General features: G+C 61.4%; 25 protein-coding genes. 18 read left to right on the forward strand and 7 right to left on the reverse strand.

From position 1 onward, the window contains the following. Nucleotides 1-13 precede the first annotated feature (13 nt). Nucleotides 14-523, forward strand: coding sequence for a DUF2726 domain-containing protein (locus ACNHGR_RS01125; protein WP_011950427.1), 510 nt, complete (start codon nt 14-16; stop codon nt 521-523). Between the two features lie 29 nt (nt 524-552). Further along, nucleotides 553-1,188, forward strand: a complete 636-nt coding sequence (locus ACNHGR_RS01130) for a hypothetical protein (RefSeq protein WP_232332932.1) — start codon at nt 553-555, stop codon at nt 1,186-1,188. A 37-nt stretch (nt 1,189-1,225) separates the two neighbouring features. On the opposite strand, the gene ACNHGR_RS01135 is transcribed toward ACNHGR_RS01130, so the two are convergent. Further along, nucleotides 1,226-2,137, reverse strand: coding sequence for a LysR family transcriptional regulator (locus ACNHGR_RS01135; protein WP_011950425.1), 912 nt, complete (start codon nt 2,135-2,137; stop codon nt 1,226-1,228). Nucleotides 2,138-2,237: 100 nt separating this feature from the next. Between ACNHGR_RS01135 and pdhA the strand changes: the two genes are divergently transcribed. Genes pdhA through lpdA form a run of 4 tightly spaced genes read left to right on the forward strand, consistent with a single transcriptional unit; the run spans nt 2,238 to nt 7,390 of the window. Further along, entirely contained in the window at nt 2,238-3,320 is a 1,083-nt protein-coding gene (gene pdhA / locus ACNHGR_RS01140; protein ID WP_011950424.1) for a pyruvate dehydrogenase (acetyl-transferring) E1 component subunit alpha, read from the forward strand. After that, entirely contained in the window at nt 3,320-4,690 is a 1,371-nt protein-coding gene (locus ACNHGR_RS01145) for a pyruvate dehydrogenase complex E1 component subunit beta (RefSeq protein ID WP_011950423.1), read from the forward strand. Before pdhA ends, ACNHGR_RS01145 begins: the two co-directional genes overlap by 1 nt. Nucleotides 4,691-4,709: 19 nt before the next feature. Continuing rightward, nucleotides 4,710-5,972, forward strand: coding sequence for a pyruvate dehydrogenase complex dihydrolipoamide acetyltransferase (locus tag ACNHGR_RS01150; RefSeq protein WP_011950422.1), 1,263 nt, complete (start codon nt 4,710-4,712; stop codon nt 5,970-5,972). A 20-nt stretch (nt 5,973-5,992) separates the two neighbouring features. Further along, nucleotides 5,993-7,390 (forward strand): dihydrolipoyl dehydrogenase, encoded by a 1,398-nt coding sequence (gene lpdA / locus ACNHGR_RS01155; RefSeq protein ID WP_011950421.1) that lies wholly within the window; start codon nt 5,993-5,995, stop codon nt 7,388-7,390. Nucleotides 7,391-7,460: 70 nt separating this feature from the next. On the opposite strand, the gene ACNHGR_RS01160 is transcribed toward lpdA, so the two are convergent. Beyond that, a complete protein-coding gene (locus ACNHGR_RS01160; RefSeq protein ID WP_011950420.1) occupies nt 7,461-8,660 on the reverse strand; it encodes a tyrosine-type recombinase/integrase in 1,200 nt (399 codons plus the stop codon). Nucleotides 8,661-8,687: 27 nt separating this feature from the next. Between ACNHGR_RS01160 and ACNHGR_RS01165 the strand changes: the two genes are divergently transcribed. The 4 genes from ACNHGR_RS01165 (at nt 8,688) to ACNHGR_RS01180 (ending at nt 10,844) form a co-directional block, all read left to right on the forward strand. Next, the gene (locus ACNHGR_RS01165; protein ID WP_017184755.1) at nt 8,688-8,858 is read left to right on the forward strand and encodes a hypothetical protein; all 171 of its coding nucleotides are present in this window, start codon (nt 8,688-8,690) and stop codon (nt 8,856-8,858) included. A 6-nt stretch (nt 8,859-8,864) separates the two neighbouring features. Then, the gene (locus ACNHGR_RS01170) at nt 8,865-9,599 is read left to right on the forward strand and encodes a hypothetical protein (RefSeq protein WP_011950419.1); all 735 of its coding nucleotides are present in this window, start codon (nt 8,865-8,867) and stop codon (nt 9,597-9,599) included. 324 nt (nt 9,600-9,923) lie between these two features. Then, the gene (locus tag ACNHGR_RS01175; RefSeq protein ID WP_242496070.1) at nt 9,924-10,166 is read left to right on the forward strand and encodes a hypothetical protein; all 243 of its coding nucleotides are present in this window, start codon (nt 9,924-9,926) and stop codon (nt 10,164-10,166) included. A 3-nt stretch (nt 10,167-10,169) separates the two neighbouring features. Then, on the forward strand, nt 10,170-10,844 hold the full coding sequence (locus tag ACNHGR_RS01180; RefSeq protein WP_011950417.1) for a nucleotidyl transferase AbiEii/AbiGii toxin family protein: 675 nt from the start codon (nt 10,170-10,172) through the stop codon (nt 10,842-10,844). On the opposite strand, the gene ACNHGR_RS01185 is transcribed toward ACNHGR_RS01180, so the two are convergent. Both ACNHGR_RS01185 and ACNHGR_RS01190 read right to left on the reverse strand, forming a co-directional pair. Then, on the reverse strand, nt 10,841-11,119 hold the full coding sequence (locus ACNHGR_RS01185) for a hypothetical protein (RefSeq protein WP_226952285.1): 279 nt from the start codon (nt 11,117-11,119) through the stop codon (nt 10,841-10,843). The two genes, ACNHGR_RS01180 and ACNHGR_RS01185, sit on opposite strands and share 4 nt — an antisense overlap. A 102-nt stretch (nt 11,120-11,221) precedes the next feature. Next, a complete protein-coding gene (locus ACNHGR_RS01190; RefSeq protein ID WP_017184756.1) occupies nt 11,222-11,836 on the reverse strand; it encodes a hypothetical protein in 615 nt (204 codons plus the stop codon). Between the two features lie 221 nt (nt 11,837-12,057). Here ACNHGR_RS01190 and ACNHGR_RS01195 point away from each other — a divergent pair, with 221 nt between their 5' ends. From ACNHGR_RS01195 to soxR, 7 genes are all read left to right on the forward strand, one after another. Beyond that, a complete protein-coding gene (locus ACNHGR_RS01195; RefSeq protein ID WP_017184757.1) occupies nt 12,058-12,459 on the forward strand; it encodes a hypothetical protein in 402 nt (133 codons plus the stop codon). A 6-nt stretch (nt 12,460-12,465) separates the two neighbouring features. Then, nucleotides 12,466-12,885, forward strand: coding sequence for a PIN domain-containing protein (locus ACNHGR_RS01200; protein WP_011950414.1), 420 nt, complete (start codon nt 12,466-12,468; stop codon nt 12,883-12,885). 1 nt (nt 12,886) lies between these two features. Then, nucleotides 12,887-13,861, forward strand: coding sequence for a CBASS cGAMP-activated phospholipase (locus tag ACNHGR_RS01205; protein WP_011950413.1), 975 nt, complete (start codon nt 12,887-12,889; stop codon nt 13,859-13,861). A gap of 99 nt (nt 13,862-13,960) precedes the next feature. After that, entirely contained in the window at nt 13,961-15,025 is a 1,065-nt protein-coding gene (locus ACNHGR_RS01210) for a PIN domain-containing protein (RefSeq protein ID WP_011950412.1), read from the forward strand. 378 nt (nt 15,026-15,403) lie between these two features. After that, nucleotides 15,404-15,679 (forward strand): HU family DNA-binding protein, encoded by a 276-nt coding sequence (locus ACNHGR_RS01215; protein WP_017184758.1) that lies wholly within the window; start codon nt 15,404-15,406, stop codon nt 15,677-15,679. A gap of 149 nt (nt 15,680-15,828) precedes the next feature. Continuing rightward, on the forward strand, nt 15,829-16,029 hold the full coding sequence (locus tag ACNHGR_RS01220) for a hypothetical protein (protein WP_017184759.1): 201 nt from the start codon (nt 15,829-15,831) through the stop codon (nt 16,027-16,029). 167 nt (nt 16,030-16,196) lie between these two features. Further along, nucleotides 16,197-16,766, forward strand: a complete 570-nt coding sequence (gene soxR / locus ACNHGR_RS01225; RefSeq protein WP_081095122.1) for a redox-sensitive transcriptional activator SoxR — start codon at nt 16,197-16,199, stop codon at nt 16,764-16,766. Nucleotides 16,767-16,808: 42 nt separating this feature from the next. On the opposite strand, the gene ACNHGR_RS01230 is transcribed toward soxR, so the two are convergent. Further along, nucleotides 16,809-17,984: an AAA family ATPase gene (locus ACNHGR_RS01230; RefSeq protein WP_026002697.1), complete on the reverse strand. Its 1,176-nt coding sequence runs from the start codon at nt 17,982-17,984 to the stop codon at nt 16,809-16,811. 115 nt (nt 17,985-18,099) lie between these two features. On the opposite strand from ACNHGR_RS01230, the gene ACNHGR_RS01235 reads away from it, so the two are divergent. Beyond that, nucleotides 18,100-18,309, forward strand: a complete 210-nt coding sequence (locus tag ACNHGR_RS01235; protein WP_017184762.1) for a hypothetical protein — start codon at nt 18,100-18,102, stop codon at nt 18,307-18,309. Nucleotides 18,310-18,312: 3 nt separating this feature from the next. On the opposite strand, the gene ACNHGR_RS01240 is transcribed toward ACNHGR_RS01235, so the two are convergent. Continuing rightward, entirely contained in the window at nt 18,313-21,120 is a 2,808-nt protein-coding gene (locus tag ACNHGR_RS01240) for a conjugal transfer protein TraG N-terminal domain-containing protein (protein WP_475283832.1), read from the reverse strand. Nucleotides 21,121-21,149: 29 nt separating this feature from the next. Next, nucleotides 21,150-22,550: a conjugal transfer protein TraH gene (locus ACNHGR_RS01245; RefSeq protein ID WP_037515325.1), complete on the reverse strand. Its 1,401-nt coding sequence runs from the start codon at nt 22,548-22,550 to the stop codon at nt 21,150-21,152. Nucleotides 22,551-22,586 lie beyond the last annotated feature (36 nt).

The following is a 22,586-nucleotide window of genomic DNA, read 5'->3' on the forward strand; positions in this document are numbered from 1 at the left end:
ACGGAGGGCTACAATGAGCACATTTGAATTTCTCGCCTCGCTTCTGCTGGTGGGCGTCATCGTCGCGCTTGGCTGGTCGAAAATGTCCCGAGGCTTCACTCCACAGAAACCGCTCGACCCAGTGGCGCGGCCATTCATGACGCAGCGCGAGCAAGCCATGCTGGCCGCGCTCGAGCACATCCTGCCCATGTACCGCCTCCATGCCCAGGTCTCGATGGGAGCCCTCCTCAAGGTTCCATCGGTGCCGGGCCGGCGGCCGACCCCAGCGGACTGGAATCGCTTCCAGCGAAAGATCATCGACTTTGTGGTCGAGGATCCCACGACGGGAAGGGTGGTCGCCTTGATCGAGATCGACGATCGTTCGCACGATCCCGGCAAGGATCGGGAGCGTGACGCGATGACCGCCCGGGCCGGCTATCACACATTGCGGATCCCCGCTGGTGCAAGCCCCACGGTACAGACGGTGCTCGGTTTCGTGGGTGACCTTCGCGACGGTGCGGCGAGCGCCGCATATCAGGGATAACCGGCATGGGGCTCAAAGATCGCGACTATATGCGCGAGCGCTATCGCGCGCGCGCGAAGGGAACCCGATGGAACGATCGGGCCGGGCGCGTCGAGGGCGCCTGGTTCGATCCCGTCAACCGCGGTTTCGATTATCAGCGCGGCCGGTTGAGGGGATCGCGCGGTAATGCCGGCGGGATGCTGCGCTGGATGTCGCTCGCGTTGAGCCTGTTTCTCATCGCTATCCCGGTGTGGCATTCGCTGAAGCGGGAAGGCTGGCTGGCGGATAGTGAACCCGGATTACCCTTCCCCGAAACGGGCAGCGTGACGGTCAACCCCGCATTGGATCCGGCCGGGGCGACATCGCGGATGGCAGTCACGACCTCCGATGCGAACGCCGTCGTTCAGCTCTTCGACCCTCAAAGCGGGCGGCATGTGATCTCGGTCTATGTCCGCAAGAACGATCGGGCGATAATCGCGGTTCCACCTGGAACCTATCGGATGAAAGTGGCGGAAGGGCAGCGTTGGCACGGCCCGGTGGACTTTTTCGGTTCGTCAACGACCTATGACGCCGTCGTGCCGCTGATGGTGTTCACCAGACAACGGGGCAATGGCATCGACCTGCACAGGCGTCCGAACGGCACATTGCCGACACGGCCCAACTGGCGCGGTCCAGCGCCCCTGTAACGAACGATCATGCGGAAGCGCGGCCGAAGACCCGGTCCTATCGAGCGGCGGGCGCCGATACCTCTTCGGTTTTCAGCGCATGGGCAATTTCGAAGATATGAAGAATGATCGGGTCCTTCTCAGCAGATCGGATCGCTGCCTGCAACAGAATAGGAGGCGGTGACTGATCGAAAACGCGAACGATCTCGCCACTAGATATCTTCTCTCCCACCATGTTGAGAGGAAACAAGCTTACGCCGCCGCTGGACACGATGATATCGATCAGAGAATGCAGGTCGTTGCAGGTGTTTATCTTCCCGTCATGATATCCCAGTCCACCCAAGGCATCATGCATGATCGCATGCATGGGGGAGCTTCGTGCCAATGACCAGAACAGCAGGTCTTTTGGGGGCACGAGTCGCTGCTCCAGCATGTTCGCGAGGCTGGGAGACGCGAGCCATATCAACTCGACCTCGCCGATCCGCCGCGTCTTGATGCCGGGCATTTCAACGGGACCGATCGCGAAAACCAGATCGGCCGCGCCACTTAGAAGTCCATCGATCAGTTTCGATGTCAGGTCGATTTCGATCTCCAGTGAAAGCCCTGGCATCTCCTGACGGATCGCATTCACGAAAGCGGACAGGCAACTGGCGGCCGCAATTTCACCCGATCCGATACGGACGATGCCGGCCACGCTGCTGAGGTCCACCGGATTGAGCAGGGCCTGTTGAAGCGACGGCCACACCTGCTCGCATCGGCGCACCAGTTCACGGCCCTGGACAGACAGGATCATGTTACGCCCTTGTCGCGCGAACAACGGAATTCCCAGGTGATTCTCAAGTTCGCGTATTCGCGCGGAAATGCCCGGTTGCGTGGTGTTGAGGCGATTCGCTGCCGCGCTGAACGAGCCAAGGCGGTTGATCCAAAGCAGGGTTTCCAGATGGTAGAGCGCGATCCGATTCATCACCATTGGTTATACATACATCGAATGAACTATGATTTGAACTGATGTGACATTTATCTCATGGCCAGACCCCGAAAGCGCAGCAGGCAGGGGAAGGGAAGGGTTCGTGGCCAAAGAGCAGCATGTGAAGGCAGAGAGCCGAGCCGGGCCGGCAAGGCGGGCTTCGGTTTCATCTGGATCCGCCTCCAATCGCGAACGTCCGGCCGAGCCCGTCCGCTATCAGGCGACCAATGCGGAGATGCTGGAACTCTACCGCCAGATGCTGCTGATCCGCCGTTTCGAGGAAAAGGCCGGCCAGCTTTACGGCTTCGGCATGATCGGCGGCTTCTGCCATCTTTATATCGGGCAGGAGGCCGTCGCCGTCGGCCTGCAATCGGCTATGAGGGTGGGCAAGGACAGCGTCATCACCGGCTATCGCGACCACGGCCACATGCTGGCCTACGGGATCGATCCCAAGGTCATCATGGCAGAGCTGACCGGCCGCGCTGCGGGCATTTCACGCGGCAAGGGCGGGTCGATGCACATGTTCTCGGTCGATCATGGCTTCTATGGCGGCCACGGCATCGTCGGCGCGCAGGTGGGGCTGGGCACGGGCCTAGCCTTCAAGCATAAATATGCGGATGATGGCGGCGTCTGCCTCACCTATTTCGGCGACGGCGCGGCCAATCAGGGACAGGTCTACGAAAGCTTCAACATGGCGGAGCTGTGGAAGCTGCCGGTGATTTTCGTGATCGAGAACAACCAGTACGCCATGGGAACCAGCGTCAACCGCGCGTCGGCCGAGGACCAACTCTATCGGCGCGGCGAGAGCTTCCGCATCCCCGGCATCCAGGTGGACGGCATGGACGTGCTCGCTGTCCGTGGCGCTGCTGAGGAAGCCCGGCAGTGGGTGCTGTCCGGCAAGGGGCCGATCCTCCTGGAATTGAAGACCTACCGCTATCGGGGCCATTCCATGTCCGATCCGGCCAAGTACCGCTCGCGCGAGGAAGTGCAGGCGGTCCGCGACAAGTCCGATGCCATCGAGCATCTCAAGCAGGAGTTGGAGGCGGCCGGCGTCACCGAGGATGAGTTGAAGGCGCTGGAGAAGGAGATCCGCCAGATCGTTCAGGAAGCCGCCGACTTCGCCGAGCAGGCCCCGGAGCCCGAGCTTGCCGAACTCTATACCGATGTGCTGGTGGGGCAATATTGATGGCGATTGAACTGAAGATGCCGGCGCTTTCTCCCACCATGGAGGAGGGTACGCTCGCAAAGTGGCTCGTCAAGGAAGGCGATGCGGTGAAATCCGGCGACATCCTCGCGGAGATCGAGACCGACAAGGCGACGATGGAATTCGAGGCAGTGGACGAGGGCATCATCGCCAAGATCGTCATTCCTGAAGGCACCGACGGCGTGAAAGTGGGCGCGGTGATCGCGCTGATCGCTGGCGAGGGTGAAAGCGCCGTGACGGTCCAAGCCGCCGCCCCCGCTCCCAAGGTCGAGGCACCCGCGCCCAAGGCGGCGGAGCCGGCCCCGCAGCCGGTTGCGGCGCCTGCGCCCCGCGCGGCGGTTGCCGATCCCGATATTCCCGCCGGCACCGAGATCGTGAAGACCACGGTGCGCGAGGCGTTGCGCGACGCCATGGCCGAGGAGATGCGCGCCGACGACCGCGTCTTCGTGATGGGCGAGGAAGTGGCGCAATATCAGGGCGCCTACAAGGTGACGCAGGGCCTGCTGGAAGAGTTCGGCGATCGCCGCGTCATCGACACCCCGATCACCGAGTATGGTTTTGCCGGCATAGGCACAGGCGCGGCGATGGGCGGCTTGAAGCCGATCGTCGAGTTTATGACCTTCAACTTCGCCATGCAGGCGATCGACCACATCATCAACTCGGCGGCCAAGACCAACTATATGTCCGGCGGCCAGATGCGCTGCCCGGTGGTGTTCCGCGGCCCCAACGGCGCCGCCAGCCGCGTCGGCGCCCAGCACAGCCAGAATTACGGGCCCTGGTATGCTGCCGTTCCTGGCCTGATCGTGATCGCGCCTTACTCGGCCGCCGACGCCAAGGGGCTGCTGAAGGCCGCGATCCGCTCGCCCGATCCGGTCGTGTTCCTGGAAAACGAGTTGCTCTACGGCCAGAGCTTCGACGTGCCGAAGCTGGACGATCATGTCCTGCCGATTGGCAAGGCCCGCATCGCCCGCGCGGGGCGTGACGTGACCCTGGTGAGCTACTCCATTGGTGTCGGTGTCGCGCTGGAAGCCGCCGACAAGCTGGCAGATGAAGGTGTTGACGCGGAGGTGATCGACCTGCGCACGCTCCGCCCGCTCGATAAGGAAACCGTGCTGAAGTCGCTCGCCAAGACCAACAGGATGGTGGTGGTGGAGGAAGGCTGGCCGGTCTGCTCCATCTCCTCGGAGATCATCGCCATCGCCATGCAGGAAGGCTTCGACGACCTCGACGCCCCGGTGCTCCGCGTCACCAACAAGGACGTGCCGCTGCCGTATGCCGCGAATCTGGAAAAGGCCGCGCTCATCAAGGCGGATGACGTGGTCGCGGCGGTCAAGCGCGTCCGTTATCGCTGACGCCTGCGGAGTTTCGAAAATGCCGATTGAACTCAAGATGCCCGCGTTGTCTCCCACGATGGAGGAGGGTTCGCTCGCCAAATGGCTGGTGAAGGAGGGCGATGTGGTGAAGTCTGGCGACCTGCTGGCCGAAATCGAAACCGACAAGGCGACGATGGAATTCGAGGCGGTGGACGAAGGCATTATCGCGAAAATCCTCATCCCCGAAGGTACAGAAGGCGTGAAGGTCGGGACCGTCGTCGCCATGCTTGCCGCCGAAGGCGAGGATATCACCGCTATCGGGGAAGGGGCTGTTCCCGCGCTTCTGCCGGCCCCCGAGATTGCCGACAAGGTCGCTACATCCATTCCCGCCGCTGTTCCTGTCGCGTCGTCAGCCGCACCCGCAATTGGTGCCAGCCGTATCAAGGCCAGCCCGCTTGCCCGTCGTCTGGCGGAGGCAAGCGCCATCGATCTTTCTACGATAAGAGGCTCCGGGCCTAATGGCCGCATCGTCAAGGTTGACATTGATGGCGCGACGCCTGCCTCGATGCCGGCCGTCGCTCCGGGGGTCCCCGCGGCGTTTGCCGCCGCAGTACCGTCGATCGAACCCGACATTCCACACGAAGTCGTCAAGCTGTCAAACATGCGGAAAGTCATTGCCCGACGGCTCACCGAATCGAAGCAGCAGGTTCCGCACATCTACCTCACGGCCGATATCCACCTCGATCCATTGCTGAAGCTTCGGGCCGATCTCAACGACGGGCTTGCCGAACGCGGTGTCAAGCTCTCGGTCAACGATCTGCTGGTCAAGGCCTTGGCGGCCGCCCTTATCGAAGTGCCCAGCTGCAATGTGCAGTTTGCCGGCGACAATCTGCTGCGGTTCAGCCGCGTCGATATTTCGGTGGCGGTATCGATCCCCGGCGGCCTGATCACGCCGATCATCGCGGGCGCGAACGCCAAGGGCGTTGCCGCAATCTCCAGCGAGATGAAGGATAGGGCGGAGCGCGCGCGCAACGGTAAATTGCAGCCGCATGAATATCAGGGCGGCACCGCCAGCCTGTCGAACATGGGCATGTTCGGCATCAAGCAGTTCGAGGCTGTCATTAACCCGCCCCAGGCCATGATCATGGCGATCGGCGCGGGCGAAAAGCGGCCTTATGTAGTGAACAATGCGCTGACCGTTGCCACGGTGATGTCGGTAACCGGCAGCTTCGATCACCGCGCGATCGATGGGGCGGACGGTGCGCAACTGATGGCCGCTTTCAAGCGCATCGTTGAGAAGCCGCTGACACTGTTGGCCTGAATCTCAAGGAATTTCCGAACATGGCTGATAGTTACGACGTGATTGTCCTTGGCTCAGGCCCCGGCGGCTATGTCGCCGCGATCCGCGCCGCTCAGCTCAAGTTGAACACGGCGATTGTCGAGCGCGAGAATCTAGGCGGTGTCTGCCTCAACTGGGGTTGCATACCCACCAAGGCGTTGCTGCGCTCGGCGGAGGTTTTTCGCTACATGCGGCATGCCAAGGATTATGGCCTGGTCGCGGAGAAGATAACCGCCGATCTGGATGCAGTGGTGAAGCGCTCACGCGGCGTTGCCAGGCAGCTTAATCAGGGTGTCTCGCACCTGATGAAGAAGAACGGGATCGCCGTTTATATGGGTGAGGGGAAGCTCACCGGCAAAGGGAGGCTTTCTGTCACAGCGCCGGATGGTAAGACCAGTGAGTTGACCGCGAAGAATATTATCATCGCCACGGGCGCGCGTGCTCGCGATCTGCCGTTCCCGAAAGCCGATGGAAAGCGCGTCTGGACCTATCGCCACGCGATGAACCCGCCGGAAATGCCGAACAAGCTGCTTGTTATCGGCTCGGGCGCGATCGGCATCGAGTTCGCCAGCTTTTACAACGACATGGGCGCGGAAGTGACAGTCGTCGAGATGCTGGACAGGATCGTTCCGGTCGAGGATGCAGATGTCTCGACCTTCCTGGAAAAAGCGTTGGTGAAGCAGGGCATGAAGATCTTGACGGGTGCAGGTGTCCAAAAGCTCGATATCGGTGCCACCGGCGTAACAGTCGCGATCAAAGCCCGGGATGGCAAACTTGTTTCGGACGAATACAGCCATGTCATCGTGGCAATCGGGATCGTCCCAAACACCGAAACCGTTGGGCTTGAGGCACTGGGTGTGAAAACGGAGCGTGGCCACATTGTTACCGATGGCGCATGCCGCACCAATGTCGAGGGAATCTGGGCGATCGGAGACGCCACGGCGCCGCCTTGGCTAGCGCACAAGGCCAGCCATGAAGGTGTTATCGCGGCAGAAACCATAGCGGGTCAGCATCCGCACGCAATGGACCCCAGGAACATTCCCGGCTGCACCTATTGCCACCCGCAGATCGCTAGTGTCGGCCTCACCGAAACAAATGCGAGGGAAGCAGGTCACGAAGTGAGGATTGGCACCTTTCCCTTCATCGGCAATGGCAAGGCTATCGCGCTCGGCGAGCCAGAAGGCTTCGTCAAGACGGTATTTGATGCCCAAACTGGCGAGCTGCTGGGCGCACACATGGTCGGCCCGGAGGTGACCGAAATGATCCACGGCTTCACCATCGGTCGTACACTGGAAACAACCGAGGCGGAGCTGATGGAAACGGTTTTTCCGCATCCGACCATTTCCGAAACGATGCATGAAAGCGTGCTTGCTGCCTTCGGGCGCGCAGTCCATATTTAGGCTATCTTCCATATTTGGGAGAGATCATGCCTCCTTCTGCTGCCGAACCACGAGCGGCGAGGCGTCAAGGTCAGCTACGTACTCTTGAAAGAACCCGTGCGGCGACATTGCTTCGCACCGCGAGCTTTCTACCGTAACGTAGCGCGGTTGTCGGTGAACTCCATCGCAGCGCCTGCGCAATGCCGGCTCCGTCCTCTCCGGCGGCGAAGAGGTCCTGGGTCAGGCCAACGCGCAGCGAATGTGTGGACAGCGCCTGAACCGCATCGGCCAGCTTGCTGGCGCTCAGGTTGACCAGCCCCATTTCGTAGGCGGCACTCGCCACGCGCCTGTAGATCCCATTGACCCCCTGCCGACTGAGGGCCTCCTTGCCGATGGTGTAGGTCGTTCGGGCCAGTGCCGTTTCCGGATCGGAGCCGCGCGCGCGCCGGCGATAGACACCAACCCTGCGAAACAGCAGCCCGTCCTCGATCGCGCTTTCGGCCTGCCACAAGGCGACCCTGCGCATCGTCTCGGCCGACAGCCACGCCCACGCGCCTTCCTGCTCCTGGTCGGTTTTGGAGAAGGGGATGAACAAGGTCGCCGAGCCGTCGTCCTGCGCATCGATATGCGTGGCTTCAACCCTAGTGAGCTCGCTGACCCGGAGCCCTGCGTCATAGCCGAGCGAAAGCAACGCCGCGTCCCGTAACCCCTGAAGATCGCCGCCACACGCTTCGAGTAGCGCAGCCAGGGTGAAGCCTTTGGCGGCGTGGTGATCCAGCGCCTTGCCTAACCGCAGAGGCGCAGCCTGACGCTGAAGTGCGCCTCTCTGCCGGCGGATGGCCTTCAGCGCGGCGCGAACCATCGGGGCGTCGGTCGGCGCGGCGGGCGAGGCCAAGCCCAGCATGCGGTGGACCGAGGCGATGCTGGCGATGCGCCGCGCCAGCGTCGCGGGCTTCCTGCCTTTGGCGTCCAGCGCGTTTACATAGCGCACCATATCTTCGGGATCGGCTGGCAATGGCCTGCGGCCTTCTTCACCGCACCAGTCGCGCCAGCAGTCGAGATCGGCGGCTATCGCCGCCTTCGTCGCGTCGGCCATCGCCGCCAGGGTCGTCTCGAGACCGAGCTGACTGATCGGCGGTAGATCGGTCGGAATGATTTCCCCGATCGTGCGCAGCAGCCGCACATCGACGGATTCGGCGTCTGTCTTGCGCGATCGTGTCGGCAGAGCAGTGTCGTTCGTCCTGACGACGATGATTTCCATGGGGGAGGATTTGGTGGAACTCTCGGTCATCGTTCGCTATATGTCTTCCCGGAGGATATGATGCAGCTCAACTCGGCAAAAGCTCTGGCCCTTGGCCGGGAGGTCCGCGAAACCTTCGGCAGCTGGAAGAAGGCACGCGAGGCGGCCGTCCAGCGCGATGGCGTCTATGTCATCGATCGGGCGAAGATTCGTGCTGAAAAGGCCAAGAAGCTCGCCAAGACGGCCTGATCTCGAATGACATTCGGCTACGCGCTGCTTGGCGCTCTGGTTCTTCTGCTTCCCGGGTTTGCGGGTTATTTCGGTCTTCGTATTGGCGAGGCGAGTGATTTTGTGTCGCCGCGGCCCGACCGGCCCAATTCCAATCTCACCATTTTCCTGATTGTGCTGCTGGCGCTCGCTGCGCACACCGCCGGGGCGGGAATTTTTGCCTTCAACGAAGCGATAGCGGCGTGGAAGCCGCTGATCTCGCTTCCCTATGATCCCAATCCCTACAAGGCACTTCTGTCCGGCCAGGTCCCATCGGGGCTTTCCGCGCTCGCAATCGAACTGGAACTGCTGTTCTGCCTGGCGCTTTCCTTTGGGACCGGCTGGGTCTGCGAGAGAATGGCGCGCGCCAAGCCGATTACGACCCGAACCGCGCCCTTGCGCTTCGGATGGCTCCTGCCGATCGTCGAGAAGGTCGAGGCCGGTGGCCATGTCGCGGTCGGTTATGTGCGCACGACGAGCGGCCACAACGGTGCCTGGGTCGCCTATGAAGGCAGCATCCGGCGCCTGACGCTCGACGATGACGACGGAATCCGCATGGTGGTGCTCGAGCAGTGCGATCGCTTCATTGTCCGGATGACGGACGACAAGATCGAGCGGGTCGACATGGACAGCGCGCCGATCGCCATGATGCATCTTGCCGCCGACCAGATCGCCGATTTCGCAATCGAACTGTTCGAGGTTCCCGAGATCGGCGCTGACTGAGGCGAGCGGCGGCGTTCTGCTCAAAACATGCGGCACAAGGCGCGACACATCTGTGCCGCATGGTTTTTCCCCGTTCGTCATCATCCGCAAAATTTGCCCTTCCCTGCCGTTCCAGCAGCCCTGTACTTACCATAATCTCCCATTATGGTAAGTGAGAAAATCACGCGGGGAGGGCGGTTTACGCGGAGAATCGGCCTTGCACATCCCGCCTGGCCGGATAGCGGATTGGCGCCGTTCTTGTTTTGATAACGCCGAAGCGCTATATGCGCTGAACGATCCACGAGATCATGGTACAGGTTAGAAATGGCAAAGGCGGTAAGCTTGGTGTTGGCGACGGTGAACGCTCCTTATGGGGCGAACCTTTCCGCGCATCAACTCGCTGCGCTGATCGCCGACCCAAAGAGCGCGAGCGATTTCAACGCGCCCGTGTTTTCCTTCTTCTCGGAAGTAAGCCCGGCTCTGCAGCTGCAGTTCGTCGAGGAAATGGGTGTCGACGCCGACAAGGTCTGCGCGGTCGCCGACCAGTTCTCCCACCTCTCGGGCTACGCGCTCCCGCTGGCGGCGTAACGCATGGTCGAGCGCGGCCCAAGCCAGTGGCCGGTCCTGTTCGATCTTGCGATGGAAATCTTCGCCCAATTCGAGGAGAACGTCGGCTTCGTGCCCTCGTGGAGCTTCGGCGGCGGGACGGCGCTCATGCTCCAGATCGATCATCGTGAAAGCCACGACATCGATATCTTCCTTGATGATCCGCAAATCCTGCCTTTTCTCAATCCAGAGATCCAGGATTTCGCAATGACCCGTCGGCCGGACGAATATAAGAGCGACGGGACGCAGGCGCTCAAACTCGCCTTTGACGAACTGGGTGAGATCGACTTCATTTGTTCGTCCGCCATCCTCGATGTTTCCAGTGAGCGCCACGATGTGAGGGGGCGGACGGTCGACCTTGAAACTCCGGCCGAGATTGCAGCGAAGAAAGTTTACTTCCGGGGCTGGAACTTGCAGCCACGCGACATGTTCGATCTTGCTGCCATCGCCGAGCACCATGGTGACGACTATGTCGTGTCAGCATTGCGTGAATGCGGCCATGAGCGATGCCGCAAGGCGCTGGAAGTCGTCGAGAAGGTCAACCCGAAGGCTGTCGAGACGGTGATTGGCCAGCTGCTGTACAGGGAAAAGAACAGCCATCTGGTCGCAGAGGCGCAGGCGATTACGCACCGAATTTTAGGGGCTTCACTTTCCGATTAAGACGGTCGCAGCACGGGCGCGAGGAGCCGTTCGGCACGAGCCGAACCGTATTCCTTCACCGCACGCGCGAGCTGCGCGCTATTCATCTCCCCTGCCTTGGCAAGCGCACGCGGCAGGATGGCCACCTTGTCCTCGGGCAGCCTGTCGATGTTATGGAGGAGGTCGACAAGCAGGACTTCCTTGGACAGCCGCCTGGGCACCGACGGCCGCATCCGGAAATCGTACATCCGGCCATCCAGTTTGAACCGGCCATGGCGTTTGCGATTATAGACCACGGGCTCGTTGTGGAGCTGGGTCGTGCACACGCCAAGCCCATTGAATGCGCTTGGAGAGACCAGCAGGAACCGATCGTCGCCGAGAAATGTGAAGCTGCGATCCTACCGCGCCGCAGCCGCTCGAGGCTGAGCGTGTGCGCCTCGTACATAAGGCTGCCGCCGGTTTTCGCTGGTCACGATGCTCGGCTGAAGCGCGGCGCGGACCGCATCCGTGACCGTATAGACCGCATGACGCTGCGCACCGCGGTTCTCATGGTCCACGAAAAAGCCCTGGTAATGCCGTCTGATCAGTCCTGCCTTCACCAACTCCGACACCGCCCGGCTGATCGCCGTCATGCCGGTTTCGCGGATGCGCTCGCTGAGTTCCGCGTCGACGCGGCGCGCGGCCTCCACCGGATCGCCCGGCAATTCTCCTTTGGCTGCGAGCGCAGCCCGGACCTTATCGGCGGTGGCCCGGCGCTGGTGGTGACGCGCGCCGCTCGGCGCAATCGCCGCGGCCAGCCATTCGCGGATGGGCACCAGAACCTCGCCTTCTCGAACCAGAGGCCCCGCCTCCCCGTTCGTCCGGGCGGCCCTGGCGATGAGATCGAGCACCATGAAGGTGTAGCGCGGCCGACCCGAGTGCTCCGCGATGATGCGCACGATATCCGGCAGGCCAACTACTGGTGCTGGCGCCGGGGTTGGGATCGATGGCGCGAAGAGATCGAACTGAAGCATGGAACGAATCAAGCACAAAGCACGACTCTTGTGAATCCCCCAATCGCTCACAGAAACGACCGAAAGACGTTTTGCCATCCGTGTCACTTTACCCGACCGGTACCTGAAGGGTAAAGTGACGCAGCCGTCATTGATCGATGCATCTGCCCCGTGGCCACAATCATTGACATTTTGTGGCCACGCCCTATAACCATCGTCATTGGCAGCGAAGGTTGGTTGGTATGGACGTGCAGCTTCTAGCCGGAATCGAGAGGATCTGCTCCCTTCCAGAGCATCAGCTAGAGGTTGAACTCGGCAAACTGCTCGAAGGTCGGGCTCCGATGGCCACTATCACCATTCGCGCCGCGCGTGACAGCTTCACCAAGCTGCTTGCGCGTGCGCGTGACGGATCGGTTCAGCTTGTCGGCAAAGACAAGGGAGAGCAGACCGTGATCCTCTCGGTTGCGGCTTTGGCGAATGTCATTAAGGCAGCCGCTGGCGGTATTTCCGCCGGAGAATTTCTTGCCGCCACGCAGTTCCAGCCGTCACGCGGAAAGCTCGTCCATGTCGAGAGCGACGACGACAGCAGCCAGGAATTCACTGTCCGATCCGGAGAAGCTTCCTGGCAGCAGGCCAGCGCCTAAGCGGCCATGTATCTTCTTTCGACCCAATGCCTGCTTGACCGGATCACGGGTCAGGCGCCGGCCTCGATCGATGCGCTGCCTGCCCGAGAGATCCACCTGAGCGCGGTTTCCCTCGGGCAGGCGCTGCTGGCCATCGAGCAAAGCCCGGCGGGTGAACGCCAAGGCCACCGCGATGCGCTGCGCGGCTATGTCGGCATGGTGCGCAGCTTCGATAATATCGTGCCGTTCGACGAAAAGGCCGCCATGCTGTGGCCTGGTCTGCGGGCTCAGAAGCTGATCGCCACCAACCCGGCCGGTGCCGTGATCCCGGTCAGCGAGGCGACGACGATGGTCGTTGCCTCGGCTCTCGCTACCAATCTTGTCTTCGTCGACTATCCGCAGCCCTACCATAGCGGCGTCAGCGGGCTGACGGTGGTGAACCCTTGATATGACCGAGAGCGACGTCGGGATCAGGGAAGGTGCGCGCGCGCAGCCGGCCAAACGGTTCCGCATTCTGGCGCTGACCGGAGGTGGGTATCGTGGCCTCTTTACCGTTCGGATCCTCGAACAGATCGAGCGGACGATCGGAAAGCCGATCAAAGACCATTTCGATATCATCGCCGGCACTTCGATCGGCGGCATCGTGGCCATCGGCCTGGCCCAAGGCATTCGCCCAGCCGTGATCGGCGCCGCGTTTGAGAAGCACGGCCAGGCGATCTTCCCGAAGCGGGGTTTACTCGGTCGCTGGGGGCTGGCGCGCTCGCGCTATGACGCGGCTGGCCTCGCGCAGACGATCGACGCCGTTCTTGGCGAAGCGGGAAAGACGCCCCTGTCCGGCCTGAAGACACCCCTGATCGTGACCGCGGTCGATTTCGGCGCCTGGGCGCCGGCAATATACGAAACCACTGGCATGTCACCGAAGCTCGAAGGAACCTCGCTACGGGACATTGCCCTCGCCACCTCCGCGGCGCCAACCTATTTCCCCGACCATGTGATCGACGGGCATTCCTATGTCGACGGCGGACTGATCGCGAACGCTCCGGATAGTATCGCCCTGATGCGGGCGCTTGGGCGCTATGGGCGCACGCCCCAGGAAATCGACCTCATCAGCGTCGGGACCGCAGGAGAGCTGCGATGGGATGTGCCGCGTGCGCCCAGGCGCCGCGGCGGTGTGATGCTGATCGCAAAAGACGAGCTCGTGTCGAGGACGATGAAGGCGCAGGAGAGCCTGTCGCTCGACCTCGTGCAGTCCGTCCTGGGCTCGAGCTACGTCCGCATCGATAGGGTGCCTTCGCTCCAGCAGCAGAAGGAACTTGCGCTCGATCGGGCAACCGACAAAGCGGCCGAGATCCTGGGACAGCTCGCGCGCGACGCCTATGCGGGAGCCTCGGCGAGCAGCACGTTCAAAGCGATGCTTCGATAGGGGACGGGTGGCGGACTGACCAAGCCTTACGTTCCAGAAAATGCTGCCTGTCCGTCAAGCATCTGCCCAACATGACCTCAACACGGATCTACTCTGACGATGGCGAAGAAAACGACCAAAAGAACGCCGAAGGTCTTCCTGGATGCGAACATCGTCATCAGTGCCGGCAAACCACCAGGCGGGCCTGAAATCGCCCGTGTCGTCGATCTTGTCGATGCCGGTCTGATAACGGTGTTGACCACCGATCTCACCATCACCGAGGTTGCCAAAAAGTACATCCAGAGTGATTTCGACGCGATCAAGGAGATCAGCCAGCCGCATTTCCGGAAGATTGTCGAGGGAGCGACCGGCGTTGCGCTTCCCGCGCTCAAGCGGCCGGAGCTTCGCGCAAAGCTGAAATCGATCTACGATGAGTCGACTACGCAGATGTTCGATGCGCTGGAGGCCAAGACGCTCCAGATCGACGAGGTGAAGCCGTCGGCAGTGTTCAGCGCCTATGCGGCAGGGGAAGGTTTCTTCTCAGGCGACGGCAAGAAGGACCAGTTCCCCGACGCCTTTGCCTTCGAGTGCCTCAAGAAGGAGGCGTCGAGAAATAGCCCGGTGATCATCGTTTCGAACGATGGCGACTTTGATGGCCCGGTCGGGTCTGCGAAGCATATTTCGCTGGTGAAGTCGTTGCCCGAACTGTTCGCGGCGCTTGGCCTCGAGATGGCCGCGCCGCAACTCGATCCCTTCCTGGAGACGCAGGAGGAACAGATCGTCGACCTCGTCAGTCAGGAACTTACGAATTGGGGACTGCACAGTAGCGACGTCATGGATGCGGAGATCGACGAGATCACCGTCAATTCGGTCGAAGTGAAAAAACTCACCGCCTTCAAACCAAGTGAGGCAGGTAAATCAATCCTTGTGGTCGGCACGATCGAGGTCGCAGCATTGGTGTCTTTCACTCATCCCAACTGGGATGAAGCGATGTATGATTCCGAGGACAAGGTGCTTATCCCGTTCGAGGATGAGAGCGGGGAGACCGAGATCGAGCTTACCATCGACGTCGCCATGTCGATCGCGGTCGACGAGGCAGGCAATCCCGAGGAGATTGAAGCCTTGCGGTTTCGCAACAGCGATTTTCAGTATGTGACGCTCTATCCACCCGACATGTACAAATAGGGTCCGTGGATGAGACGATTCGAGGTCGAGAAGCAGTTCTGCGACATGGTCAGCCGGATCACATCGTTCAGGTCGAGTCGGCGACTCTGTTTCGGGTAGAAAAAAGCCGCCCACAAGGAGGCGGCTTGATAGTTGGGAGAGGATGCCTGAAAGGCCCGTCTCTTGTGCATTGCATCATAGAATATTGCAACTGCGAAATTCGCAACTATGGACACGCCTGATACCGGCGTTTGCCACTAGGTGCCGGCAAAAACTATCGCTCATGGCCTGTCCGGCCAATAAGCCGGAATCCTTCAATAAGGTCGAGCATTGAGATAGCGCCGCACGCTCCTCGCCACTATTAGAGGAATCCCGAAAAATTGCAGAAGGAACAGCATGATGAACAATAGCGACCTTGCCGATCATCTCGCCGGTGCGACCGGGGCCACCAAGGCTGATGCCCGCAAGGCGGTCGATCTCGTCTTCGCCGCAATAGCTGACGCCGCCGCCAAAGGCGAAGAGGTGAGCCTCAACGGCTTCGGCAAGTTCAAGGTCAAGGACGTTCTCGCCCGCGAAGGCCGGAACCCGGCCACCGGCGAAACCATCAAGATCGCAGCGTCGAAAAAACTCTCCTTCAGCGTGGCGAAGGCCGTCAAGGACCGGCTCAACAGCTAAAGCGGGCTTGACGCCTCGATACCAAGAGATCGAGGCGTCCCCCTTCCCCGCAAGAGGCTTCCCGCAAGACCGCCACTCGCGGCTTTAATGATCGAACGACGCGATAATCTCCGGGAAGAACATTGCAACGGCCTGTATCGGCGAACGGCGTGACCTGCCTGGACCTGCTGACACGACAGATCGCCATCCATGTTCCAGCATTGCAGGATTGGTCGTTCGTAGCGGTCGATGTCGAGCTGGCGGTACATGACATTGCCCCTCGCGAGCAAGGTACGCAAATTCTCGCGGCTATCGTAGGGATTGTCCCGCACGCAGAGCAAGTGCTGAATTCGGGCACGTCGATACCGTAAAGCCGGGAGTGACCAAACGCCTCGCACCGGATTATAGTCGCCGTCGTAGATGTAGGGGCGGATGCACGGCACGGGCTTGGTCTGCGCGGTCGAGAAATGACCACATCCTGAGTCCTGAAGTAGTTTGCCGGTGCTCTAGCACCGACATTTGGTAACGAGTCTTTGCAATGACTGTTGACAAAACACGTCCTCTATCTGTTGGCGCCATCGCGCAACGTAGCGGAGTCGCGGTTTCGACGATCCATTTCTACGAGGCGAAAGGCCTCATCAAGGGCGAGCGCACAGCCGGCAATCAAAGGCGGTATCCTCGATCCGTATTGAGACGGATCGCCATTATCAGAACCGCCCAATATGTCGGGCTTTCGCTCTCCGAACTAAAGGATTTTCTTGACCGGATTCCAGAGGGGCCGGTTACGTCAACGGATTGGCGTCGGCTCAGTGCCGAGTGGAGTACGCTATTGAACGAGCGGATAGCTAGTCTCATGAGGCTGCGTGACCGCCTCGAAACCTGCATTGGATGCGGCTGTATGTCCCTCACCGACTGCCCCTTGCGAAACCCCGAAGACAGGTTGGGCGCAGTTGGGTCAGGCCCTCAGCTCCTCTTGGTGAATTTCGCTCGTGAACCTCGTGATGATGAAGATAGCCCCGTTCATTTTCGCACCAAACGTCGCTCCTTGGCGGCGGTCAAATCCACTCTTGACGTTAACCAAGACACAAAAGGGAACGATGACTCATAGCTTGGTGCCCTTCCCCGGTCGTTCGGGGCGGTGCTTCAAAAATCATCCTTCCGGCATCACTCTTCGCATGAATGCATCGAACAGGGGCACGGTGAACGCTGTATCTCCATGCGCGGGACTATAGAGCATTCCTTTCGCGATCAGGCTGTTTCGCGTCGGCGCCACGCTTGAAACCTTCACGTGCAAGGCATCGGCAACATCTCCCGACCTGTGCGGTCCAGTGCCCAAAGTGGCCATGGCGCGCAGATAGCGCTTCTCGGCAGGGGTCAGACGATCGAACCGAACGCGGAAAAAGCTGGCGTCAAGTTCCGCGAGCGCGCTACGCGTTGCCGCCGCAACATCGTCTTGGGTGATCGGCGACGCCTCAGCTGCATCCCAGCTATGCTTTCCCCACTCCTGGAGGAAATAAGGGTAACCTTGGGTCTGCTCGCAGATCGCGTCCAACGCCGCATCATCGACAGCTTCGCCTTCCCGCTCGATTGGAAGCCGAATGGCATCGCGCGCGGCGTGATCATCGAGCGGTCCGACGGAGACGAACTCGAAAAGTCGCTCCGCATAGGACTTGGCCCGGCCCATCTGCCCAACGAGTTGCGGCAAGCCAGCGGCGATCATTGTAATGGGAAGCTGCTTCTGGCTGGCCCGGTGGAGCGCACTGATCAATGCGGCCAATTGCTCTTCAGGCACATATTGGAGCTCGTCGATGACGAGTACCACAGCTGACCCCTTCTCTCGCGCCGCCTCGCCGATTGCAACCAACAGATCGGCGAGATCAGCTTCAAGGTCGCCGCTGTCGGCCAGGCCCGGCTCGACGTCGAAATCGAGTCCCACTTCGAGATCGTCATATTTGACCTTGAGCTTTGCGAACCCGGCCAGCGCGCGAAGCGCGCGCTTAACGCCGTCCGAAGCTTGCTTCATGCGATCGAGCCTCAGCAGCGTCGCCCGAAGGGCAGGCACGAGGATGCCGGGGAGCGAACGGTTCTCGGGAGCCTCGATGGCGACGATAGCCATGCCCTCCCCCTCGGCTGCGTCACGCATCGTCGTGAGCAGAACGGTCTTGCCTACACCGCGCAGTCCATAGAGGACGCTCGGGCGTGCCGCGCGCCCCGCGCGGATTCGGTCGAGCGCGACCGCGTTGCGTTCAAGCAACGCATCTCGCCCCGCCAACTCTGGAGGGCGAGTGCCGGCGCCAGGCGCGAAGGGGTTACGACGAGCATCCATAGCGAGGTTATGGTGGTTTATCGTTTTTTTGTAAACTTGATAATCTCGCTATAAGTCGCGTCTCAAGGGTTGCGGAAAAGCGCCCCAACCGCTATTCTCCGTCACAGGAGAAAGCATGCGCTTCCCAAAATTCGACCTCGACACATATAATCGAACGAAGGATTTGTCCGGCGGTCCCATCTACGCGATTGTCGAGGAAGAGATTCCTGAGATCGAAATGATCACCGACGAAAACGGGAACCCCACTCGTGGCGGTCTAATAGGCTACGCCCTCGCCTACGTTTGCATGGCCGGCCTCGTGGGAGCGATGTTCTACATCCTCTAAGCTCTATTCGCGAAGCTTGGGGTCTTGGAAGAATCCGCGATCGTGGTCGCGGTTCACCTCCTGCTCAAGATCAGCGGCCCCTTGAACCCGCTGCCCTCGCATCGTCTGCGCCGCAGCGCGGTCGCCCCCCAGCTCTGCCTTGCCGGCCTCGATGATCGCAGCGGCGCCGACATCCCCGCCGCCGCCAGGACCGGCGGGCAGCCGCCCAGGACCATGCGGCCGGTAGGAGGCCCTGACATCCGCCTCGTTCCCCACGCTCGGCCGATTGACATCGACCAGGTCCGGATCGTGGAGGCGCCCCGCAATCTCCGCCCGGATGCCATCCTGCTTGTCATGCATCCAGCGCGTGATCATCTCCTGGCGCACAAGCCGCTGCTGGTCTGTGAGATCGGTTGCCCAAAGCTCGGGCGCGTCAAGCCCCGGATTTTCGACCTGTTGGCGGCGATACCATTGCGCAAGATCCTGGCTCAGATTCTCGCTGAGCTGCATGCCATGCGTCTCGGCATAGCTGGCGTCGCGTGACACCTGCTGGGAAAGCTCCTCAAGGCGCCGGGCCGTCTCAGAGTACGACTTTGCCAGCGCCAGAGAATCCTCCGTACTCGCCGACGCCGATGATGTGGCGGATGCCCGGCTGAAGCTACCGCTGCGCGAATAGGTCCCATCGGACATCGAGGCGCCGCTTCCGCTCGAATGTTCGTCACGCACGCCACTCGAGGATGTGTTGGCGCTGTCGCTGCCGCGGGTTTCGTCAGTCGCATGCCTTAGCGCATCTGTCTGAGACCCTGATTTCGATACGCTGCCGCCAATGCCGGGAAGGCGGCCCAAAATTCCTCCGCGACCGCCCGACCCTCCAGCCGTCTGCCGTCCCGTTCCTGCGGACACCACCCCGGAGATCTGGTCGCTCGTCTGCGCCTGACGATCATGGCCCTGAGATATTCGCTGACCTTGAGAGATCGTATCCCGTTCCTCCAGACCCTGCGTGCTGCTCCCGGTCCGCCGGTCGAATTGATCGACGGACGTGTTCGCCTGCCGGCCGCTGCTCGAATCCCAGCCGGACGACCGCTCGGTCGAGGTGCCGAATGCACTGCGGTTGGCATGCGTAGCGGTCAGGACCTCGGCCGCGGCATTCTCATAAGCCTGCGACTGTCGGTGCGCCTCGCTCGCCATCTCCCGCCATTCCGCGACCGACCCGGTCGTCATGGTAGGGGTGAAGCCGAGGCGCGAAATGGCCCCCGACGTGTCGAAGACGTCCTGACCATTGCCAAAGCCGTTGATCATCGCGCCATTATCCTGGCGCCAGCCCATGCTCGGGGCGCCGCTCATATAGCTCGGCGCCGTGGTCCACTGATCGGCCTGCCGCATATTCGAAGTCGAGTTCGCCCAGCTCACATTGCCATAGGAGTAGTTTCCGGTGGTCTGCTCGAGCGCGGCGGCCTCCGCCGCGTTCTGCGCCGGCGCCAGCATCGACATGGACTGGCCAGCAATCGACATCGCGCCGCGAGCAAGACCGGCCGCGAGGAAAGGCACGCTCATCAGCATGAAGCCGGCGATCGTCGCCGTCTCGCCGTTGACCGCGCCGATGCCGGCATAACTTCCAAGCGTCACGCCTCCCCCGGCCACGCCGTTCGCCGCGGATTCCGCCCTTGTCATGCAGATCATGTGGAGGATGACATAGAGCGGGCCCCAGGCAGCCAGGTAGAAGAAGCCCATGGCATAGCCCTTGAGCGTGCCAACCCCCGTCTGGGGCATGAGGAACAGCGGGAAGATGACTGGGAACATCGCGAAGAAGACGACGGTCAGGACGATGTTGAGGATCGGCACCCAGGCCATCGCCTGCTGGGCAATCGAATTATAGGTGTTGCGCGCCTGGATGTCGGCGCGCGTCTGGGCGAAGGTGTCTATCGCGGCCGCGCCTGCCCCACCAGCCATGCTGTTGCGTGCTTGCATGAAGGCGTTGATCGCTGTGTTCTGCCGCATCGTTTCGGTGAAATTGCTCCCCGATCCGGTGAACGCCGTGTTCGCGATCGGCACGTCATGCTTGAGCTTGTCGGCGGCCAGGGCGTTGCTGAGCCTGGGATAGACCTCCTTACCCCAGATCGGAGCATTGGCCTCGATCATCGGCGCCCATTGCGCGTCGAGCGCCTGGTAGGCCTGGCGGCAGGTGATGATGAAGTTCTGAACGGTGCCGTCGCCCTGGCGCTCCAGCCATTCCTGCGAGCGCGCTTCCGAGCCCGGCCCGATCGCGGCCCACAGGTCGGGCGCCTTGGCGAGGTTCGTGAGCGACTTCTGATAGAGCATCACGTCGCCGAACACGCAGTTCTTGAAATGGTTTTCGAGGTTGGTCGAGAACTCCGCGTCGCGAACAACGAAATTGCGGGTCGCGTCGAACAGGCGCGCGCCATAGACCATGCCATTGCTCGAATAATTGAGCTCGCTGGGCATGACGAACACCGTCTCGGCCGTCCGCGTCAGCCAATCCCCGACCTTCGTCGTAAAGCTCGCCAGCACACCCAGGCCCATCGGCACATTGTCGATAGTCGATGGCGCGAGGCTCGGGTTGATCCGGTCGGTCACCTTGATGCTCACCGTGGGCACCATCAGGCAAAGATAGATCGCCGTCGCCTGGAGGAACCAGTTCATCCACGCCTTGTAGTTAAGCGTGAAGGCGACAACGAGCAGCGAGTAGATGAGGCCCATCACCATCACGACCCGCAGGAGCGAGCGGTAGCCCCCTCCCCCTGACCAGGCAGCGACGGCGTTGAACACGTTTACGAGATACTCGCCGCCCCCGACCGTGAAGACCTCCAGCATCGACGCGCTCCCGCTTCAGTTCAGCCGCACTAATTCAGACCTTGGGCGTTCAGCCCGCGCGAGAAGTTGAGCGCGGACGCCATCCCCGGCGTCATCGAGTTCTGCAGGGTAGACTCCAGCATGATGCTGCGGTTGATGATCTGCATCGTCACCTGCAGTTTGTTGTTGAGACGGACATCCCGCTGGCTGAACTTGGCGCGCGTGGCCGCGATCTGTTGCTTCCACTGCGTCGCGGTCTCCTGGTCGAAGGTCTGGTAGTGAACCTTCGCCTGCTCGACCCGGTCCAGCATATTGTCGAGCATGGCAGAGAGCAGGTCGACGGCCACAATCTCGGACAGCGTCTGGATCTCGCCGTCGGTCAGCGCATAGTGGGCATAGGCCTGCACGGCGAGGATCTTGTAGATCGGCACGGTCGCGAGGTTGAGGAGCTGCTTTTCGGCGGCGTTGAGCGGCGTGTCCGACCGGATCTTGTCGCTCATCGACTTGATCATCGTGGCGATCCGCGGGCGCAGCGCCGACGATGCCGGGACCGACAGGGTCTGTTCGCCGACATCGTAGCAATTCTCGTCGTTGCACTTCAGCATCTTGACCGGCGGCGCGTCCGCCGTGCCGTCGAGCAGCGCAGTGACGACGGCGTCTTCCGCCGGACCGAACATCACCACCTTGCCGCCAACGCTCGGGTCCGTCGACGGCGTCGTCACGACCGTACCAACGAGCGTCATGATATATTCGGAGAAGGACTGGTCGAACGCCCCGAACTTGGCGGACTTCTTCAGCGCCTCCCAGGTATAGTTGTGCGGTTCGCCGACCAGCTGGTCCTTCATCGACGCATCGGTGTTCCCGGCGATTGTCGAATCCCGCCGATTGCCGTTGTTGCAGCCCTGACGCGAGGCGGCCCAGTCGGAAAAGACGCCCTGGCTGTTGCCGACCGCCTCGCAAATGGTCGCCCGGGTCGAATCCATCTGGGGCCAGATTCCGCCGACCAGCGCCTGAGCGGTCTCGCAGCTGGAGATGTTCATCTGGTTGAGGAGCTGCGCCTTCTGGCTGAACTCGTCCATGACCTTACCGATCTCGGGCGAGACGGAATCGATGGCCAGCTTGAAGGCGAACCCAAGCGCGTTGTTGGCCGTCGCCTTCAGCATCGCCACGATCTCGGACGCATTGATGAAGGAGAAGCTTCCAGAAAACAGGTCGATGCCGCCGCAGCCCGCACGGGCGCTCGGAAGCTGAAGATTGAACGGCTGCACGCTCTTCTGCGGGAAACGCGTCCAGACATTGCCGAGAGAGTAATAGCCGGCCGACTGACCCTGATAGGCCGAGGGGCCGGTCACGTTGGCAGCGCCGCCCGCGTCGGAGAAGAAGTTGTTCATCTCGGACGCGACGTCGGCGCGCGCGACCCCGACGATGGAAAAATTGAGCGCGGCCATCATGGCCATCGAGCCGGCGGCCGAGCGGAAGAAGCGGCG

It is taken from the genome of Sphingobium sp. RS1, from assembly GCF_056156825.1.

Coding starts and splice junctions, on each gene's coding strand:
- ACNHGR_RS01125 (WP_011950427.1), top strand. CDS start 14: ATGAGCACATTTGAATTTCTCGCCTCGCTTCTGCTGGTGGGCGTCATC.
- ACNHGR_RS01130 (WP_232332932.1), top strand. CDS start 553: ATGCGCGAGCGCTATCGCGCGCGCGCGAAGGGAACCCGATGGAACGAT.
- ACNHGR_RS01135 (WP_011950425.1), bottom strand. CDS start 2,137: ATGGTGATGAATCGGATCGCGCTCTACCATCTGGAAACCCTGCTTTGG.
- ACNHGR_RS01145 (WP_011950423.1), top strand. CDS start 3,320: ATGGCGATTGAACTGAAGATGCCGGCGCTTTCTCCCACCATGGAGGAG.
- ACNHGR_RS01150 (WP_011950422.1), top strand. CDS start 4,710: ATGCCGATTGAACTCAAGATGCCCGCGTTGTCTCCCACGATGGAGGAG.
- lpdA (WP_011950421.1), top strand. CDS start 5,993: ATGGCTGATAGTTACGACGTGATTGTCCTTGGCTCAGGCCCCGGCGGC.
- ACNHGR_RS01160 (WP_011950420.1), bottom strand. CDS start 8,660: ATGACCGAGAGTTCCACCAAATCCTCCCCCATGGAAATCATCGTCGTC.
- ACNHGR_RS01165 (WP_017184755.1), top strand. CDS start 8,688: ATGATGCAGCTCAACTCGGCAAAAGCTCTGGCCCTTGGCCGGGAGGTC.
- ACNHGR_RS01170 (WP_011950419.1), top strand. CDS start 8,865: ATGACATTCGGCTACGCGCTGCTTGGCGCTCTGGTTCTTCTGCTTCCC.
- ACNHGR_RS01180 (WP_011950417.1), top strand. CDS start 10,170: ATGGTCGAGCGCGGCCCAAGCCAGTGGCCGGTCCTGTTCGATCTTGCG.
- ACNHGR_RS01190 (WP_017184756.1), bottom strand. CDS start 11,836: ATGCTTCAGTTCGATCTCTTCGCGCCATCGATCCCAACCCCGGCGCCA.
- ACNHGR_RS01195 (WP_017184757.1), top strand. CDS start 12,058: ATGGACGTGCAGCTTCTAGCCGGAATCGAGAGGATCTGCTCCCTTCCA.
- ACNHGR_RS01200 (WP_011950414.1), top strand. CDS start 12,466: ATGTATCTTCTTTCGACCCAATGCCTGCTTGACCGGATCACGGGTCAG.
- ACNHGR_RS01205 (WP_011950413.1), top strand. CDS start 12,887: ATGACCGAGAGCGACGTCGGGATCAGGGAAGGTGCGCGCGCGCAGCCG.
- ACNHGR_RS01210 (WP_011950412.1), top strand. CDS start 13,961: ATGGCGAAGAAAACGACCAAAAGAACGCCGAAGGTCTTCCTGGATGCG.
- ACNHGR_RS01215 (WP_017184758.1), top strand. CDS start 15,404: ATGAACAATAGCGACCTTGCCGATCATCTCGCCGGTGCGACCGGGGCC.
- soxR (WP_081095122.1), top strand. CDS start 16,197: ATGACTGTTGACAAAACACGTCCTCTATCTGTTGGCGCCATCGCGCAA.
- ACNHGR_RS01230 (WP_026002697.1), bottom strand. CDS start 17,984: ATGGATGCTCGTCGTAACCCCTTCGCGCCTGGCGCCGGCACTCGCCCT.
- ACNHGR_RS01235 (WP_017184762.1), top strand. CDS start 18,100: ATGCGCTTCCCAAAATTCGACCTCGACACATATAATCGAACGAAGGAT.
- ACNHGR_RS01240 (WP_475283832.1), bottom strand. CDS start 21,120: ATGCTGGAGGTCTTCACGGTCGGGGGCGGCGAGTATCTCGTAAACGTG.
- ACNHGR_RS01245 (WP_037515325.1), bottom strand. CDS start 22,550: ATGATGGCCGCGCTCAATTTTTCCATCGTCGGGGTCGCGCGCGCCGAC.